Origin of the sequence: Bacillus sp. 7894-2, assembly GCF_002272225.1 — a bacterium.
In the GTDB taxonomy this organism is placed as follows: Bacteria; Bacillota; Bacilli; order Bacillales; family Cytobacillaceae; genus Cytobacillus.
In genome coordinates, this window is sequence record NZ_NPDG01000089.1 from 40,127 (window position 1) to 57,980 (window position 17,854).

Genomic DNA, 17,854 nt, shown 5'->3' on the forward strand with positions numbered 1-17,854 from the left:
GCAGGCATTGGGCTGCAGCTTCTAGCTTCTTATTTTTGATTGAATGCGCGCTTTCCAATTTTTTCGAACAAGCCCGGAAAAAGGGCATAGATGATGCTCCCCGCATTCATCCACCGCGGAAGGTTGATTTCCCTGACCGGTCGGAGCATGGCATTGACTACCTTGCGGGCCACGTATTCAGGCTTAAGCATAAATTTGCTGACATTTTTCACGTATGTGCCCCTTTCATCTGCAATCGTAAAGAAATTGGTTTCAATCGGTCCGGGGTTAACTGCAGTCACAAATACATTGCTGTCAGCAAGCTCCATCCGAAGGCTGTTTGTATAGCCAAGAACCGCATGCTTGGTTGCGGAATAGACACTCGATTTCGGTGTGGCCATTTTGCCGGCCTGTGAAGCGATATTAATAATATGGCCGCTCCTCTGTTTCCTCATCACTGGGAGCACCATGCTCGTGCAGGCCATTAAGCCAACAACGTTTACATCAAACATTCCCTTTATTTCTTCAACTTTTGCTTCATGCGCCTCGCGGAAAACACCGAAGCCGGCGTTATTCACAAGCACATCTATGTGACCAGACCGGGCAATGATCTCTGAAAAAACAGCCGAAACTTTGTCAGTGTCTGAAACATCAAGCTTATACACATGTACATCGACTGAAAAGCGCTTCCGCAAGTCTGCCTGCAGCTCCTGCAATTTGTCAAGGCTGCGGGCAAGAAGGACAAGATTTGCTCCCCTTTCGGCACAAAGGACGGCCATTTGGGCCCCAATTCCGCCTGATGCACCGGTGATAATCACATTTTTATTTTTTAATCGGTCTGACAATCAAACCACCTCTTTTGATGCGGAATACAAGAATGCTTCATCCTCTTTATTTATATAAATCTCTCCTATTGAATGCAAATAGTCAAGCTGTGCGATTGTTTCAGAAATGGTCAGGGAAAGCTCCTTCTCATAAACCTTCGGAAAAAGGCGGCGGCACACCTCAAAAACAGTGAGCGATTCGGACTCGAGCCATGCCTTTACTTTCATTGCCCGCTCATGCTGGCGGCCAAGCCTTTCGCTTATTAACCCATTCACATTTGTAATATCCTCCCCATGTCCGGAATAAAAAAGGGATATCGGCAGCTGCCGCAGTTTTTTCAGAGACTCGTTATACTGAAGCTGCGGCTTCGGCCTTTCCGCATTGCCGGGAAGCGGCGGCTCCAGGATAGGGTTAGGTGAAATGTGTGCAAGCAAATGGTCTCCTCCAAGGAATACACCATCTTTCTCCCTGAATAAACCTATATGGCTCTGTGCATGCCCGGGGGTCTCCGTTACCGTCCAACCGTTAAGCCCTTCAGGCTGGCTGCCTTCCTTCAGCTCTCCTGTCAGGGTACGATTGCAGGAATAGCGCAAAGTCTTTTTCATTTTGTTAATAAAGGAAGCATACCTTTCAGGAATTCCAAATTCGTTAAACAGTTTTATGTAAAACTCATCATGAAATTTTAGAAATTCGTCAGTACGGGACAGCCACCTTTGGTTAAACGGGTGCCCGAACACATCAAGATTGTCCGGGAAAAAGTCAAGCAGTCCGGCATGATCGGGATGATGATGCGTGAGAACAACCTGTTCAAAATCACCGGGAGTTAAATTCAGCTCTTTAAGCTGGGATTTTAAAGCTTCCCATGCTTCATCCGTTTTAGGCCCGGCATCGACAAGAGTCAGCTTTTCCCCTTTTACTGCATATACATTAACGTCGCCGACAGGAAAAGGAGTCGGGATAACAATCTTTGCAATACCATCCTTCCATTTTGCCATTTTACAATCCCCCTAAAATCACTATATTTAAATAAAATAAAGCTGTTTTTCTATATACTTCCGCAGGCATGCTCCCTTTAAGTAAATTGTTCTGTTATCCCCTTAAAATATCAGCATTTGCCATACGCACATATTAACGGAATTCAATAACATAATTTAGAAATTTACATATATAAAAATAAGTGTACCGTTCTTTTTAGTAATTGTCATTATTTTCACATAATTTTTATGTAATATTGATAATTTTTCAAAAAATACTTCTTGACAACTAAGTGTGTCTTCTTGCATAATCACAATTAAAATTTGATTTTCACAAATCAAAGCTGTACTTCTGTACAGCAGAAAAATAGCGATGAATAAGATTAGTAAATGGAAAACGGCGAAAGAGAGTGAAGCTCGAACGGCTGAAAGGCTTCACCGTCCACTTGACCATTGAACCTGCCTTATGAGCTGTTAGGAAAACCTAAACGCACCCCCGGCGTTATCGGGATCGAGATGCCTTTTCAAAAACACAGCGGCTGCGGCAGGCGGCTGCACGAAGAAAGAAAAGGCAATGAAGGTGGTACCGCGGAAGCAAAGTCTTTTCGTCCTTTACTGGATGGAAAGGCTTTTTTATTTTTAACAGCCGGTAAATAGAGCAACAATAAGGAGGAATAACAGCAAATGAAAAAATTAGCTATTGCAGGAGCAGGATCAATGGCAGAAGCGTTAATATCAGGAATCGTCGAAAGCCGGCTCATTGCCGGCAGCAATATTTGGGTGACAAACAGATGCAGCAGGGAAAAGCTGCAATCCCTGCAAAAAGCCTATGGCGTTCAGGCCACTTATAATCTTAGTGAACTGTTAAACGGGGCTGACGCTGTTATTTTAGCGATGAAGCCAAAAGATGCTCAGGAAGCCATCAATCTCTTAAAGCCTTATTTACAGGAAGACATGCTGATCATTTCCGTACTCGCCGGAGTTTCGATCGAAAGCATTGAACTTTTGGCAGAAAAAAAGCTGCCAGTCGTAAGAGCAATGCCAAATACATCAGCAGCAGTCGGAAAATCAGCAAGCGCCTTATCGGCTAATGAAAGAGTGACCAAAGAACAGATGAAAGCAGTAAGAGGCATTTTTGATACAGTGGGAAAATCAGCATTTGTTGAGGAAAAACAGCTGGATGCTGTAACAGGCCTGTCAGGCAGCGGACCGGCATATATTTACTATCTTGCGGAAGCTATGGAAAAAAGCGCGGAAGAAATCGGGCTCGAAAAGGGTATGGCGAAAGAATTCATCATCCAGACACTCATCGGGGCAGCCGAAATGCTGGCCCGATCAGCCAAGGACCCCGAGCAGCTTAGGAAGGAAGTAACAAGCCCTGGCGGCACCACTGAAGCAGGTGTAAAAGTGCTTGAAGCGAACGGAGTGCAGGAAGCTTTCATTGAATGCATCAAGGAAGCGACAGCCCAATCGAGGCGGCTTGGCCAAAGCTTCAGCAGCACCGTCAAAATTTAGCTGGCAGCATCCCCTATAAAACGCCGTCTTATTGCAAACTATGAGAAAAGGATGAGAAACCTGCAAATGCTCATTATTCTATTAAGCGCAAGCCTCCTGGTATGGATTGCAGTACTAATTGATTCACTTCTGGGACTAAAAAGCCTGGATCGCCTTGAAGATACCGATACGATGACTGAAGGCCCCCTTCTTTCTGTTATTACCGCTGCAAGGAATGAAGAAGCCAAGCTTGCGGAGAGCTTAGAAACCCAGCTGCGGCAAAGCTATAAACGCATTGAATGGATATTGGTCAATGACCGTTCAGCCGACAGCACAGGAAGCATCATGGACCATATTCAGAAAAATGATTCTAGGGTTAAGTGTATTCATATTGATTCCCTCCCAAGCGGATGGCTGGGAAAAAACCACGCTCTTTATAAAGGATATAGGGAATCATCAGGAGAATTAATTCTGTTTACAGATGCCGATGTGTTATTTAAAAAGGATGCCTTCAGTAAGGCGGTTCATTATTTCAGCCAGAATGAACTTGATCATTTAACGGCGGCACCAAGTTTGACAGGCAGGAGTTTCTGGCTCAACACGTTCATTGCTTTTTTTCTTTTTGGCTTCTCCTATTATAAACGCCCCTGGCTGGCAAACAATCCGCGTTCTAAGAGCGGGGTTGGCATTGGGGCATTTAACATGGTGTCCAGGCATTCCTATGAAGCAATCGGAACACACAAGGCAATAAAAATGCGGCCTGATGATGATTTAATGCTTGGAATGAAAATCAAACAAAACGGTCTCAGACAGAAATTTGCAACGGCGATGGACCTGATTGAAGTTGAATGGTATGAAAGTTTAATAGAAGCCTTCAAAGGATTGGAAAAGAATACTTTTGCTGGCCTTCATTACCGTATTAGCATGGTGCTATTTGCAATTGCCGGCACATTCCTTTCTCAGGTGCTTCCCTTTTTCTCCGTTTTTTCAACAGACAAAATGATTTTCAGTCTGAGCCTTGCAAACATTCTTTTTTTAGCAGCTGTTTATACAATCATTACAAAAAGAATGTCCAAATTTTCTCCGCTCCTGTTTACTGTATTTCCAATTACAGCTCTCCTGTTTATTTATTCCATAATCCGCGCCAGCATCCTAACCTTTGTACGGGGCGGCATAGTCTGGAGAGGTACATTATATAAGTTAAGCGAACTGAGGAATAAACGCTGAAAGAACACACCTTCCTGAATGCATGTTCTTTTTCATTTATTGAACTGCCTGATATACTTAATATTTAGGATAGCGAAATAAGGAGGCAGAAACTATGGAAACAAAGCTTTTTTCACCTTTTACAATTAAAGGAGTCACCTTTAAAAACAGAATTGTTATGGCACCGATGTGCATGTACTCAAGCCATAATGAAGACGGAATGGTTGAAAACTGGCACCGGACTCATTATACGAGCCGGGCTGTCGGGCAGGTCGGATTAATTATACTGGAGGCAACCGCTGTGACTCCACAGGGCCGGATTTCTCCTCAGGATCTGGGAATATGGAGTGATGATCACATCGCAGGCCTGAAGGAATTAACCGGGCTAATGAAAGAACACGGTGCTTCACCCGGGATACAGCTGGCGCATGCCGGCAGAAAAGCGACTGTTGAAGGTGAAATTCTCGCTCCATCAGCTATTGCTTTTAATGAAAAAATGAAAACACCAAAAGAAATGACAAAAGAAGAAGTATCAGAAACTGTCCAGGCATTCAAAAAAGGCGCTGAAAGAGCGAAAAAAGCCGGCTTTGAAGTAATTGAAATTCATGCGGCACACGGCTATCTGATCAATGAGTTTCTTTCCCCCCTAAGCAACAAACGGAATGATGAGTATGGGGGATCGGCTGAAAACCGATACCGCTTACTACGTGAAGTCATTGAAGCCGTTAAAGCCGTTTGGGATGGACCTTTATTTGTCAGAGTATCAGCCCATGATTATCATGATGAAGGGTTGACCGCAAGGGATTATGCAGAAATGGGAAAATGGATGAAGGAGCAGGGAGTGGATCTAATTGACGTAAGCTCCGGAGCAGTAGTGCCGGCCAGAATACATACTTACCCGGGCTACCAGGTCAAATTCTCTGAAACCATTAAAGAAGGTGCGAATATCCGGACTGGTGCAGTCGGACTTATTACATCCGGCCTGCAGGCTGAAGAAATCCTCCAAAACGAGCGGGCTGATTTAATCTTTATTGCCAGAGAATTGCTGAGAGACCCCTATTGGCCGCGGACAGCAGCAAAAGAACTTGGCGCATCAATCGAACCTCCTAAGCAATATGACCGGGGATGGCTGTAACATAAAACGAGGGATGGCATATATTAGCTGCCATCCCTCGTTTTTATTATATAATCTGCAGTGAATCAAGGAATACAATGATAATAACCAGAGGAACCACATAGCGCAGAAGGAAATACCACGCGGAAAAGATTCCATTCAGCGACTTTGAACCCTGAAGTAATTCACTTCTCAGCAGGTCTTTCTTCATTTTGTATGACACAAATATGGAGATCAGCAAAGCTCCAACCGGCATCAAGATGTTGCTGACAAGGAAATCAGCAGCATCAAAAATAATTTTGCCGTAAATTGAAATATCGGATAAGATACTGAAAGATAATGCAGACGGAACCCCGACGATAAAGATTGCCAGTCCTGTCAGCCAGGCTGCACGGGTTCTGCCACTGCCCTTCTTATTCGTCAGAGCAGCCACCACAATTTCAAGCATTGAAAATGCGGAAGTTAAGGTTGCAAATAGAAACAGTGCAAGGAAGAAGAGCAGGAACACCCGCCCAAACAGAATCTGATCGAAAACAGATGGCAGGACAATGAACAATAAGCCAGGACCTGCGGCAGGCTCAAAGCCCAATGAGAACACAGCAGGGAAAATAGCCAATCCAGCCAGAACTGATATAAATAAGTTCATTCCGACAACAGAAAATGCAGGCTGCATCAGATTTTCTTTTTTAGATAGATAAGAGCTGTACGTTACCATAACCGATACCCCGACACTTAGAGAGAAAAACGATTGGCCCATCGCATATAGTACGGTTTCAGAGGTTAGGTTTGAAAAATCAGGCTTTAAAAAGAACGAAACGCCTTCCATCGCATTATCCAGTGTCAGGGATCGTGCAATCAAAATAATAAATAAAAGAAACAAAGCCGGCATCATAATTTTGCTGACCTGCTCGATCCCCTTCTGGATGCCTTTTGCAACCACTAAAACAGTTATGAATAAAAAGATCCCCTGTGCCGCTACAACAGATACAGAGTCTGACACGGCTGCGCCAAATAGCTCCTCATAATTGCCTGCACCATTCATAGACCCGGTAACTCCGTATACAATGTACTTCAGAATCCACCCGCCTATTACACTATAGAAGGATAAAAGCAGAAAACACGTGAATACGCCAAGGTAGCCAATCCAGTGCCATTTAGTTCCCGGAGCAATATCCTTGTATGCCGAGATTGCCTCCTTACCTGTACTGCGGCCAACCACAAACTCGGCCAGTAATAGCGGAAAACCAATCAAAAGGGAAAATAACAGAAATAATAAAATAAATGCCCCGCCTCCGCTTGTTCCTGTCACATAAGGAAGCTTCCAGATAGCTCCAAGTCCGATTGCCGAACCGGCCGATGCTAAAATAAATCCTATCTTCGATGACCATTGCTCATTTTGCTGCATGCCTGTACCTCCAAATTTTTTTAAAAACAAAAAAGCCACATTCTTCAAAAGGGACGTGATTTTAGGTTCACGCGGTACCACCCTTTTTGAAAGCATGTGACTTTCCACTCAAAAATATAACGGATTTACCGTCTTTTCTGCTATATGCAGGAAAGATAAGCTCCAAGATGAAATTCATTTTATCTTTGTGCCAGTTTCCACCATCCACTGGCTCTCTATAAACAGGGAGATAAAACTTACTAGAGTCTCTTCATAGCTTTTTACTATATTGTTTTAAAGTATAAGTGTGATTATAGTATGCAAGCATAAAACCGTCAATGCCAAATTTGAAAAATTCAATTTTTCCAGGCATTACTTTTCATTCCAAATCCGCTCCCAAACGGTATCTTCACCATTTACTTTAATTTCGAAAACATCCGGATTGCTCATCTTCATCAGATGCTCAAAGCCTGCATTTTCATCAAAATAGCGAAGCAGCAGCGTTGATAAATTCCCATGGCTGACCAGAACGATATGATTCTCATTGGATGCGATTAATTCATCCATCAGGGAAGAGGCCCGTTTCATTCCTGCTGAATGAGATTCTCCCCCTTCAAAAACGAGTTCAAAATCGGAAAAGCTTTGCTTAAGCTTATCCTGCCAATCATCAAAAAGAATAGAGCTCAGCACCCTTTCACCCAATCGGCTTTCCTCAATGATCTCCAGATTTCGGAACTGTGCAAGGGGCCGGATTGTTTCAATCGCCCGCACAAAAGGGCTTGAGTATATGCGATTAATTTCTTTGCCTTTAAAGAAATCAATTAATTTTAATGCCTGTTGCCTTCCGCTTTCTGTCAATTTGGCAGAGAAAGGCTGGCCCTCCGCCTTTGCATGGCGCACGATATAGAAAGTCTTCAATTAATTCGCCTCTCCTTTATCAAGCGGGATATGAATTTCTTTAAAGTCCTCAGCAATGATCGTATTGGGAAATATGGTCTGTGATTCTTTCATAAGCAGTTCCCAATCCTGGCGTTCATATCGTGAACTGATATGATTCAGGCAAAGTTTCCTTGCATTCGCCTCGAGCGCAACTTGAGCAGCCTGCAGGGTTGTCGAATGAAAATAATCGTATGCAAGCTTCTCTTCCCCTCCGGAGAAGGTTGCTTCATGTATTAAAAGGTCAGCACCGGATGCTAAATCTATTGCCGCCTCGCAGAATCTGGTATCACCCAGCACCGTGACAATTCTTCCCTTTTGAGCCGGCCCCAGGAAATTTTCTGCTTCGATAATTCTTCCATCCTCAAGCTCTATGTCTTCACCATTCTTTATTTTCTTATATATCGGGCCCGGTTTGATTCCCGCTTCAGCAAGTTTGTCCGCAAGCAAAGTTCCGGGACGGTCCTTTTCTGTAATCCGGTAGCCGTATGAGGATATTCCATGCTCGAGCATGCGGGCTTCCACCTTAAAATCTTCTTCATCAAACACAATACCCTCAGTGATTTCAGCTACCTTTAAAGGATACTTAAGGTATGTGCCGCTGACAGATAGCGAGACTTCAATGAATTCTTTCAAACCTCTTGGCCCATATAGGGTCACCTCTGTATCACCGCCCTGGAAAGAGCGGCTTGAAAGCAGGCCGGGCAGACCATAAATGTGGTCACCATGAAGATGTGTGATAAAAATTTTCTCAATTCTTCTCGGTTTAATGCTTGTATGTAAAATTTGATGCTGGGTCGCTTCGCCACAGTCAAAAAGCCATATGCTCCCTCTTTCATCCAAGAGCTTTAAAGCCATCGAGGATACATTTCTCAGCTTAGCGGGAATTCCTGCTCCCGTTCCCAGAAAAAATATGTCCATATGTAAAATACCTCCTTCCGGCAATTTAGTGATTAAGCCTGTCTTGTCTCGCCAGTATGAATATAAACAATATACCATAGCAGCTTGGGAATTCATTCATTTAACAATTGTTTTTTGTGTTATTTGAAAGGATAGTTCCTGGCCGTTAGATAGAAACTATGGTAAAAAGGACAAACTTAATATTTGCGAAAACAGCTGTAAACAGATACAATTTTATACTTGTACAGACGTTTTTTTGCAATGCAATATAACAGCTTCTTCTCAAGCTGAGGACGGACAAAAGTCAGTCCCGCCTTACATACAGAAATTTTGTCGAAAAGAGGTTCTAGAATCGTGAAAACAAACGAAAAACCGGCCGGATTAATAATGATATTTGGAGCAACAGGAGATTTGGCAAAAAGAAAATTGTTTCCCTCACTTTATCGCTTATACAAAAAGGGCAGGCTGTCCGATCGCTTTGCCGTAGTAGGGGTTGCCAGAAGGCCGCTATCAAATGATGAGTTTCAGGCAAGTGTTAAAGCCTCTGTTGAGTCTGCTATAAAAGATAACGGAGAACTTGAAGATTTTATTTCTCACTTTTACTATCATTCGCATGACGTTACGGATTCCAGTTCCTATTTGGCATTAAAGAGCATGGCCGAAGAATTGGATGCTCACTATTCCCTTGAAGGCAACCGCATTTTTTACCTTGCCATGGCACCTGAGTTTTTCGGAACCATTGCAGAGCATTTAAAAGCAGATGGCCTGACAGATGTAGATGGGTTTAAGCGTCTTGTCATTGAAAAGCCATTTGGGCATGATCTTGAATCAGCGAAGCAGCTTAATAAGCAAATCCGAAAAGCCTTTTCAGAAAATGAAATTTACCGGATTGACCACTACCTGGGGAAAGAGATGGTGCAGAACATTGAAGTTATCCGTTTTGCCAATGCCATTTTTGAACCATTATGGAACAATCGCTACATTTCAAATATCCAGGTTACATCAAGCGAAGTACTGGGTGTTGAAGAACGCGGCCGTTACTATGAAAAAAGCGGCGCACTTCGCGATATGGTTCAAAACCATATGCTGCAAATGGTTGCCTTATTGGCAATGGAACCGCCAATCCGCTTGACCACAGATGAAATCAGATCTGAAAAAGTAAAAGTTTTAAGAGCCATGCGTCCAATTGAAGGCGATCAGGTAAGAGATTACTTTGTCCGCGGCCAGTATGGAAAAGGACATTTAAATGGACAGGAAGTACCTGCTTACAATCAAGAGCCGATGGTGGATGAACAATCAAACACCGAAACGTATGTAGCAGGTAAGCTGATGATTGATAATTTCCGCTGGGCAGGTGTGCCTATCTATATTCGCACAGGAAAAAGGATGGCTGCTAAATCAACGAAAATTGTTATCCAGTTCAAGGACATTCCGATGAACTTATATTATCAGACTGAGCAAACGCTAAATCCTAACCTGCTGGTGATCCATATTCAGCCTGAGGAAGGCATTACCCTTTATTTAAATGCCCAAAAATCAGGTCAAAACATTGAAGCCACACCTGTAAAATTAAACTTTGCCAACAAAGGCATCGATGACATGAATACACCTGAAGCTTATGAAAGGCTTTTATATGATTGCATGCGCGGTGACGCAACAAACTTTACACACTGGGATGAAGTGGCCCTTTCCTGGAGCTTTGTCGACAAAATTTCCGACGTTTGGGAAAACACAAGAGAAATAGGATTCCCTAACTACGAATCCGGTTCAATGGGTCCAAAAGAAGCAGAACGGCTGCTGGAAAAAGACGGTTTCTTCTGGTGGCCTGTAACTGACCTTGATGTTGAACAGTGTTAATAATTCTGAGCCCCCCTGCTCTCTAAGGGGGCTTATTTTTTTGAAAAACAAAAAACAGCGCCGCTCGGACGCTGTTTTTTTATTATTCCATCCAGTTTGTATGAAAAATGCCTTCTTTGTCTGTACGCTGATAGGTGTGTGCACCGAAGTAGTCACGCTGTGCCTGAAGAAGGTTTGCAGGCAATGTTTCTGTTCGGTAGCTGTCATAATAGGACAAAGCAGCAGCAAAGCATGGTACAGGAATGCCGTTCTTTACAGCTACGCTGATAATTTCACGTGCAGCATCCTGATAGCTTTCCACGATTTCCTTGAAATACGGATCAAGAAGGAGATTCTTCAAGCCCGGCTCACGGTCATATGCTTCCTTGATTTTCTGCAGGAATTGGGCACGGATAATGCAGCCGCCGCGGAAAATCATTGCAATATCACCATATTTCAAATCCCATCCATATTCTTCGGAAGCTGCTCTCATTTGAGCAAAGCCTTGTGCATATGAGCAGATTTTACTCATGTAAAGGGCTTTGCGGACACTCTCAATAAAGGCATTTTTATCACCCGTGAAGTCCTGTCCAGCCGGCCCGCGAAGAACTTTGCTTGCATTCACACGTTCCTCTTTCATGGCTGAGATGAATCGGGCAAAAACAGATTCAGTAATGATTGGCAGCGGTACACCGAGGTCAAGGGCACTTTGGCTTGTCCATTTGCCGGTTCCCTTTTGGCCTGCTGTGTCAAGGATGACATCTACCAGCGGCTTTCCGGTTTCCTCATCTTTTTTAGTGAAGATATCAGCCGTGATTTCAATCAGATAGCTGTCAAGCTCTCCTTTATTCCAATCGGCAAATACTTCATGAAGCTCTTCAGCAGTCAACCCAAGAATATTTTTCAACAGAAAATAAGATTCGGAAATCAGCTGCATATCACCGTATTCAATGCCGTTGTGGACCATTTTCACATAATGGCCTGCTCCATCCGGACCGATGTATGTTGTGCATGCTTCGCCATTAACCTTTGCCGCGATATCTTGAAAAATAGGGGCAACCAGCTCGTAGGCTTCTTTTTGGCCGCCAGGCATAATGGAAGGACCCTTTAGAGCGCCTTCTTCACCGCCGGAAACACCGGTACCGATGAAATGGATGCCCAGCTCGCTTAATTCCTTATTGCGGCGCTGCGTATCCACAAAGAAGGTATTTCCTCCATCAATAAGAATATCACCTTTATCCAGCAGAGGCTTTAGCTGCTCAATTGTCGCATCTGTCGGACCGCCTGCTTTCACCATAAGCATGATTTTGCGGGGTTTTTCCAGAGAGTCAACAAACTCTTCAATTGTATATGTACCTTTAAAGTTTCGTCCTTCCACTTCCTTAAGCATCTCATCCGTTTTTTCACGTGACCGGTTAAAAACTGATACTGAGTACCCTCTGCTTTCAATATTCATGGCAAGATTTTTGCCCATGACGGCTAAGCCGATAACACCAAACTGTGAATTCGTCATCTTTTATTACTTCCCTTCCAGCCTTTATGTGTTAAGCATACAAAATCCTATAAAATAATCCACTCTACTTTAGCAAGATTCCTATTCTGATTCAACTTTCCTGTCTTAGTTTTGCTTATAGCCGCCTTAAAAACTCATGAATGATCATCTTTTTCTTTTTTATCGCCGCTTCCTGGCCTGCCATGCAAAAAGTCTTTATTAAAGCTGGTGTCAGTGCCGATTTTGGGGCTGGTCAATTTCATGTCCGAAAGTGCACCCGCATTGTCGATTATTTTAGTGCCGTATTTCTTGCGCAAAAGATCCATTGTCTGAAATAACGGCTCCTTTTTGGCATCTTTTTCAAAACTGAACAGATCCAGCTGTTTAACCGCCTGTTCGGGTTCGACAAGGTCTGTTCCTGTAATGCCCAGAAGCCGTACTGCATTTCCGTTCCAATGTTTTATAAAAAGCTCTTTTGCTATTTGGTAAATTTCATCATTATGCTGAATCGGATTCTTCAATTTTCGGCTTCTTGTAATGGTTTTTCGGTCCTTATACCGGATAGTAATCCCGAGAGACACCGCCATAACCTTTTTCCTTTTCAATCTGGAAGAAACCTGTGCAGCCAGCTTTTCAAATACCTGGAGAAGCTCTCTTTGATTGGAAACATCCCTTGGCAGTGTGGTCGAATTCCCCACACTTTTAAATTCAGATGCCGAGTCGGGATCGACTTTTCTAAAATCCTGCCCGTTGGCCTTTTGTTTTAGCCTCGGTCCATTAATACCCAATGCTGCTTTTAAAATAATTTCATCGGCTTTTGCCAACTCGCCAATTGTGGTGATATTGAGATTTCTCAGTTTTTCTCCGGTTTTTGTGCCGACTCCGTGCATTTCTTCCACTTCCATCGGCCACAGGATATGCGGTACATCTCTTTTTCTGAGTACTGTAATCCCCATTGGCTTTTTCATATCGGAAGCCATCTTGGCTAAAAATTTATTAGGGGCAACACCTATGCTGCAGGGCAAATCGAGCTGCTGAAAAACCTGCTTTTGTATCGTCCCGGCAATCTCTATCGGGCTCCCAAACTCATAGCTGTCTGTTATATCCACATATCCTTCATCAATGGATACGGGTTCAACAAGGGAGGAGTACTCGCGCAATATATCAAACATTCCCATAGAAGCTGCACGATACCTCTCAAAATTAGGCTTCCTGATAATCAGCTGGGGACAGAGCTTTTTAGCCTCCCATAGAGGCATGGTGGTTTTTACCCCGAATTTCCTTGCCTCATAGCTGCAAGTTACAATAATTCCGCGTCTCTCCTCCGGATTGCCTGCGATTGCTAAAGGCTTACCCTTTAATGAAGGATCATAAGCCATCTCAACCGAAGCATAAAAACTATTCATATCAACATGGAGGATAACTCTCCCATTTTTCGGATACATTTGTTTCATGCCGGCACTTCCCTATAAATATAATTCAGTTCTATTTTAGCAGATATTTTTCTTTTCTATTAAATAGAGACTTTTTGAAAACGCGAAAACAGGGAATCTTAGATCCCCTGTTTTATAATTCGTCCGTTATGCAGTTGTATGCTGTGTTTTCATATACTCTTTTATTTCTCTTATTCCCTCCAGTGATTCCACCAGCTTCAAAGGATCGATTATAGTAATCAGCCTATTATCGATATTAGCCACACCTGTGAAATAATTGGTTTTTTGATAGGCAATCAGACCTGGCTGTTTCAGGCAGTCTTCTGGAATATCGAGAATTTCCTTGGCTTCATTTACAAGAACGGCGAATGATAGCTCGTCTGTCTTCAGAACGATCATTCTTGCAGACTCACTATCGGCCAGTGTCCGGCTGTATAGAATTTCTTCAAAATCAACAACTGGAATAAGCTCTCCCCTGACTTTAACAATTCCTCTTACATAGCTGGGCAAATGAGGTATCGGTGTAATGCCGTCCATTTTCTCAATGGATATAACAAAAGGAACCGGTGTAGCATATTCCTCATTTCCTGCCCTGAAAACAACAGCTTTATTATTTTCAATCATCCTATTTCCTCCTCGGAAACTCTTATGTATAGAACTAATATACCATAGCCATTATTTTCTAACTAGTGAGGAAATAATAGATTGCTGCAGTAAAAAAAGAGAACCGCATTGGTTCTCTCTCTTGCTGTTTAAGCTGATACTTCTTCAATAATGGCAATGACCATTTCAGCCAGTTTATTTAATTCTTCAATAGGCATGCGCTCATTGGTTGTATGAATTTCTTCATAGCCGACAGCAAGATTGACTGTTGGAATGCCGAAGCCGGCGATCACGTTTGCATCGCTTCCGCCGCCACTGTGAAGAAGCTCAGAGCTGCGGCCGATTTTTGCAGCCGCTCTGCGTGCTACTTCAACGACATGATCACCTTCGCCAAATTTAAAGCCAGGATACATAACCTGAACATCCACTTCAGCTTTGCCGCCCATTTCTTCGGCAGCACTTTCAAATGCTTCCTTCATTTTAGCTACCTGCTGTTCCATTTTTTCAGGAATTAATGAACGTGCTTCTGCTAATACATCAACATGGTCACATACGATATTCGTCTGCTGACCGCCTTCAAAACGCCCGATATTAGCCGTTGTCTCTTCATCAATGCGGCCCAGCGGCATTCTTGAGATCGCTTTTGATGCCATCGTGATGGCAGAAATGCCCTTCTCAGGAGCAACACCTGCATGAGCTGTTTTTCCCAGAATAGCAGCTTTCACTTTAGCCTGGGTTGGAGCGGCAACGATTATATTTCCGACTTTGCCGTCACTGTCCAATGCATAGCCGAACTTTGCTTTAACAAGTGAAGGATCAAGAACCTTAGCTCCAACCAGTCCGGATTCTTCACCAACTGTGATAATGAACTGAATAGTTCCATGAGCAATATTCTGCTCTTTCAGGACTTTAACAATTTCGAGCATAACAGCAAGTCCTGCCTTGTCGTCTGCACCCAGGATCGTTGTTCCATCTGTTACAACATAGCCGTCCTTGATGGAAGGTTTAATTCCTTTTCCAGGAACAACCGTATCCATGTGTGAAGTGAAATAAATGGTATCAATTCCTTCTTTCGTTCCCTGAAGAGTGCAGATGAGGTTGCCTGCACCGTGTCCGGTCTGTGCAGTTGTATCGTCTTCGTACACCTCAACCCCAAGATCCCTGAATTTTTTCTTCAAAACTTTAGCAATTTGAGCTTCAAACTTTGTTTCAGAATCAATTTGCACCAGTTCCAGAAATTCGTTTAATAAGCGTTCCTCATTAATCATTTATGTACAAACCTCCAAATTTAAGCTTACTAAGCAAGTATAACTCCAAAATTTTGGCACAGCAAATCAGGAATCCATTATAGCGGGATATTTCCATGCTTTTTATGAGGCCTGCTTTCTTTTTTATTGCGAAGCATTTCAAGCGCTTGAATGAGCTTGATTCTGGTTTCGCGCGGATCGATGACATCATCCACCATGCCCCGGCTTGCCGCCACATATGGATTGGCGAACTTTTCTCTGTACTCTTCGATTTTTTGTGCCCTTGTGGCCTCGGGATCATCACTGTTCTGGATTTCCCTTGCAAAAATAATGTTGGCTGCACCTTGAGGACCCATTACGGCTACTTCCGCATTCGGCCATGCAAAAACAAGATCTGCACCAATAGATTTACTGTTTAGGGCAACGTAAGCTCCTCCGAATGCTTTTCTTAGAATAACAGTAAGCTTCGGCACCGTTGCTTCTGAGTATGCATAGAGAATCTTTGCTCCGTGCCGTATAATTCCGCCATGCTCCTGTTTAACACCAGGGAAAAAGCCTGTAACGTCCTCAAATGTTATAAGAGGAATATTAAAGGAATCACAGAACCGGATAAATCTTGAAGCCTTATCAGAAGAATCTATATCAAGGCCTCCTGCCATGACCTTAGGCTGATTGCAGACAAGTCCCACCGTTTCACCCTTGATCCGGGCAAGGCCGACTACAATATTTTTAGCGAAGTCGCGCTGTACCTCCATAAAAGTATCGTTATCCACTACCTGTTCAATGACTTTTCGGACGTCATATGGACGAAGGGCATCAAAGGGAATAACGTCTGTCAAATCCGGACGGTAATCATCTTCTTCATCCCATTCGGACATAGGCGGTTTTTCTTCGTTATTCTGCGGAAGGTAGCTTAACAGACTCCGCACCTGCCCAATCACTTCCTCTTCGGACTCTCCTCTAAAGTGCGCGTTTCCGCTGATCGTATTGTGCACACGCGCACCGCCCAGATCCTCAGGAGAAATTTTCTCCCCAGTCACCGTTTCAATTACTTTTGGTCCGGTTATGAACATCTGGCTCGTCTTTTCCACCATAAAGACAAAATCCGTAATCGCCGGAGAATATACTGCACCACCGGCACAAGGCCCCATGATGACTGAAATCTGCGGAATCACTCCTGAATAAATGGAATTCCGGTAGAAAATATGGCCGTATCCATCAAGGGAAACAACACCTTCCTGAATTCTGGCGCCGCCGGAATCATTCAAGCCTACAAATGGGGCTCCATTTTCAGCTGCTAAATCCATTACATTGGCAATTTTTTTTGCATGCATTTCCCCAAGAGCGCCACCAAAAACGGTAAAGTCCTGTGAAAATAAGAAGATAGGACGTCCGTTGACCTTCCCATAGCCAGTTACAACACCATCTCCAGGCCCTTTTTGGTTTTCCAGTCCAAAATCCGTGCTGCGGTGCTCAATAAATGGATTCAGCTCAACGAAAGTTCCTGGATCTACTAATAAATCGATTCGTTCCCGGGCAGTCAGTTTTCCTTTTTCATGCTGTTTTTGTATACGCTCATCCCCTCCGCCCAGTTCTACTTCCCTGCGCCTGTCGTATAACTCATTTATTTTCTCATAGATGTCTGCCATGCCTTATTTCAATCCTTTCTTTTCACAGAATTCATATAAAATACCGCCTGTCGATTTCGGATGCATAAAGGCTACATGGGCACCGCCCGCACCAATCTTAGGTTCATCCTGCAGCATCCTGATACCCTGTTCCTTCATTTCGTTTATGCGTTCTTGTATGCTGTCAACTCCCAGTGCTACATGATGCAGCCCTTCTCCCCGCTTTTCTATAAACTTGGCAATTGGACTTTCTTCACTTGTCGGCTCCAGCAGCTCGAGTTTCGTTTCCCCCGCTTTTATAAACGCCACCTTTACTCCCTGGCTGTCCACTTCCTCTATTCCGAGAAATTCAAGCTTTAGCGTTTCAGTATAAAATGGAAGCGCTTCATCAATAGACCTGACAGCAATTCCAATATGGTCCACCTTCTTAATCATCTGTTTCCCTCCTCTTGGATGTCGAAATATATCACTTTCCCGCAGAATGTGGGCATATTTTAAATCTATTATTTAAATATTCGTTATAAATGTCGAAAATCCTTTTAAAAAATTGAGCGGTTGTTCAATTTGATGATTATTAGTAAAATAAGAGTAAGAATTGGGACGAGGAGGCATAGAATGTCAAATAAGAAACTGGCTAAAGTCATTGTTTATCTAATGATATTTGCAATGCTCGCATCTACCCTCATTATGGGTATGGCGATGTTTTTATAACATGGAACATTCATTACTCAGCTGCGCGGGATGGCAATCCCGCGCAGCTTTTTTCTAGACATAAATATGAACTGGAGAGTCCGAAGCTGGCG

General features: G+C 43.4%; 16 protein-coding genes and 1 other annotated feature. Of the genes, 5 read left to right on the forward strand and 11 right to left on the reverse strand.

Annotated elements, in window-relative coordinates:
• Positions 1 to 29 precede the first annotated feature (29 nt).
• Positions 30 to 824, reverse strand: a complete 795-nt coding sequence (locus CHI10_RS13480; protein WP_095244769.1) for an SDR family NAD(P)-dependent oxidoreductase — start codon at positions 822 to 824, stop codon at positions 30 to 32.
• Positions 825 to 1,799 (reverse strand): MBL fold metallo-hydrolase, encoded by a 975-nt coding sequence (locus CHI10_RS13485; protein ID WP_095244770.1) that lies wholly within the window; start codon positions 1,797 to 1,799, stop codon positions 825 to 827.
• A gap of 663 nt (positions 1,800 to 2,462) precedes the next feature.
• Here CHI10_RS13485 and proC point away from each other — a divergent pair.
• The 3 genes from proC (at position 2,463) to namA (ending at position 5,613) form a co-directional block, all read left to right on the forward strand.
• Positions 2,463 to 3,293 (forward strand): pyrroline-5-carboxylate reductase, encoded by an 831-nt coding sequence (proC, locus tag CHI10_RS13490; RefSeq protein ID WP_095244771.1) that lies wholly within the window; start codon positions 2,463 to 2,465, stop codon positions 3,291 to 3,293.
• 51 nt (positions 3,294 to 3,344) lie between these two features.
• Positions 3,345 to 4,499, forward strand: a complete 1,155-nt coding sequence (locus CHI10_RS13495; protein WP_286137358.1) for a glycosyltransferase family 2 protein — start codon at positions 3,345 to 3,347, stop codon at positions 4,497 to 4,499.
• Between the two features lie 94 nt (positions 4,500 to 4,593).
• Complete coding sequence (gene namA, locus CHI10_RS13500; RefSeq protein ID WP_095244772.1) at positions 4,594 to 5,613, forward strand: NADPH dehydrogenase NamA; 1,020 nt, start codon at positions 4,594 to 4,596, stop codon at positions 5,611 to 5,613.
• 46 nt (positions 5,614 to 5,659) lie between these two features.
• Here the strand turns inward: namA and CHI10_RS13505 are convergent, their stop codons facing one another.
• From CHI10_RS13505 to rnz, 3 genes are all read right to left on the reverse strand, one after another.
• A complete protein-coding gene (locus tag CHI10_RS13505; protein ID WP_095244812.1) occupies positions 5,660 to 6,997 on the reverse strand; it encodes a sodium-dependent transporter in 1,338 nt (445 codons plus the stop codon).
• A 46-nt stretch (positions 6,998 to 7,043) separates the two neighbouring features.
• Positions 7,044 to 7,260: a binding site (T-box leader), on the reverse strand.
• Positions 7,261 to 7,348: 88 nt separating this feature from the next.
• On the reverse strand, positions 7,349 to 7,894 hold the full coding sequence (locus CHI10_RS13510) for a histidine phosphatase family protein (protein WP_095244773.1): 546 nt from the start codon (positions 7,892 to 7,894) through the stop codon (positions 7,349 to 7,351).
• Positions 7,895 to 8,833 carry a ribonuclease Z gene (rnz, locus tag CHI10_RS13515; protein ID WP_095244774.1) on the reverse strand — a complete coding sequence of 313 codons (939 nt, stop codon included), beginning with the start codon at positions 8,831 to 8,833 and terminating at the stop codon, positions 7,895 to 7,897.
• Between the two features lie 333 nt (positions 8,834 to 9,166).
• On the opposite strand from rnz, the gene zwf reads away from it, so the two are divergent.
• Positions 9,167 to 10,669 carry a glucose-6-phosphate dehydrogenase gene (gene zwf, locus CHI10_RS13520; RefSeq protein WP_142301776.1) on the forward strand — a complete coding sequence of 501 codons (1,503 nt, stop codon included), beginning with the start codon at positions 9,167 to 9,169 and terminating at the stop codon, positions 10,667 to 10,669.
• 82 nt (positions 10,670 to 10,751) lie between these two features.
• Here zwf and gndA read toward each other — a convergent pair whose 3' ends face one another.
• The 6 genes from gndA to mce form a co-directional block, all read right to left on the reverse strand.
• Positions 10,752 to 12,161 (reverse strand): NADP-dependent phosphogluconate dehydrogenase, encoded by a 1,410-nt coding sequence (gene gndA / locus CHI10_RS13525; protein ID WP_095244775.1) that lies wholly within the window; start codon positions 12,159 to 12,161, stop codon positions 10,752 to 10,754.
• Positions 12,162 to 12,295: 134 nt separating this feature from the next.
• The gene (locus CHI10_RS13530) at positions 12,296 to 13,594 is read right to left on the reverse strand and encodes a DNA polymerase IV (RefSeq protein ID WP_095244776.1); all 1,299 of its coding nucleotides are present in this window, start codon (positions 13,592 to 13,594) and stop codon (positions 12,296 to 12,298) included.
• A 126-nt stretch (positions 13,595 to 13,720) separates the two neighbouring features.
• On the reverse strand, positions 13,721 to 14,197 hold the full coding sequence (locus CHI10_RS13535; protein WP_095244777.1) for a chemotaxis protein CheW: 477 nt from the start codon (positions 14,195 to 14,197) through the stop codon (positions 13,721 to 13,723).
• A gap of 128 nt (positions 14,198 to 14,325) precedes the next feature.
• Positions 14,326 to 15,444, reverse strand: a complete 1,119-nt coding sequence (locus tag CHI10_RS13540) for a tripeptidase T (protein WP_095244778.1) — start codon at positions 15,442 to 15,444, stop codon at positions 14,326 to 14,328.
• A gap of 77 nt (positions 15,445 to 15,521) precedes the next feature.
• Entirely contained in the window at positions 15,522 to 17,072 is a 1,551-nt protein-coding gene (locus tag CHI10_RS13545; protein ID WP_095244779.1) for an acyl-CoA carboxylase subunit beta, read from the reverse strand.
• Positions 17,073 to 17,075: 3 nt separating this feature from the next.
• Complete coding sequence (mce, locus tag CHI10_RS13550; protein WP_095244780.1) at positions 17,076 to 17,486, reverse strand: methylmalonyl-CoA epimerase; 411 nt, start codon at positions 17,484 to 17,486, stop codon at positions 17,076 to 17,078.
• Between the two features lie 180 nt (positions 17,487 to 17,666).
• Between mce and prli42 the strand changes: the two genes are divergently transcribed.
• Entirely contained in the window at positions 17,667 to 17,762 is a 96-nt protein-coding gene (gene prli42, locus CHI10_RS22385) for a stressosome-associated protein Prli42 (RefSeq protein WP_175609094.1), read from the forward strand.
• The last annotated feature ends 92 nt before the right edge of the window (positions 17,763 to 17,854 follow it).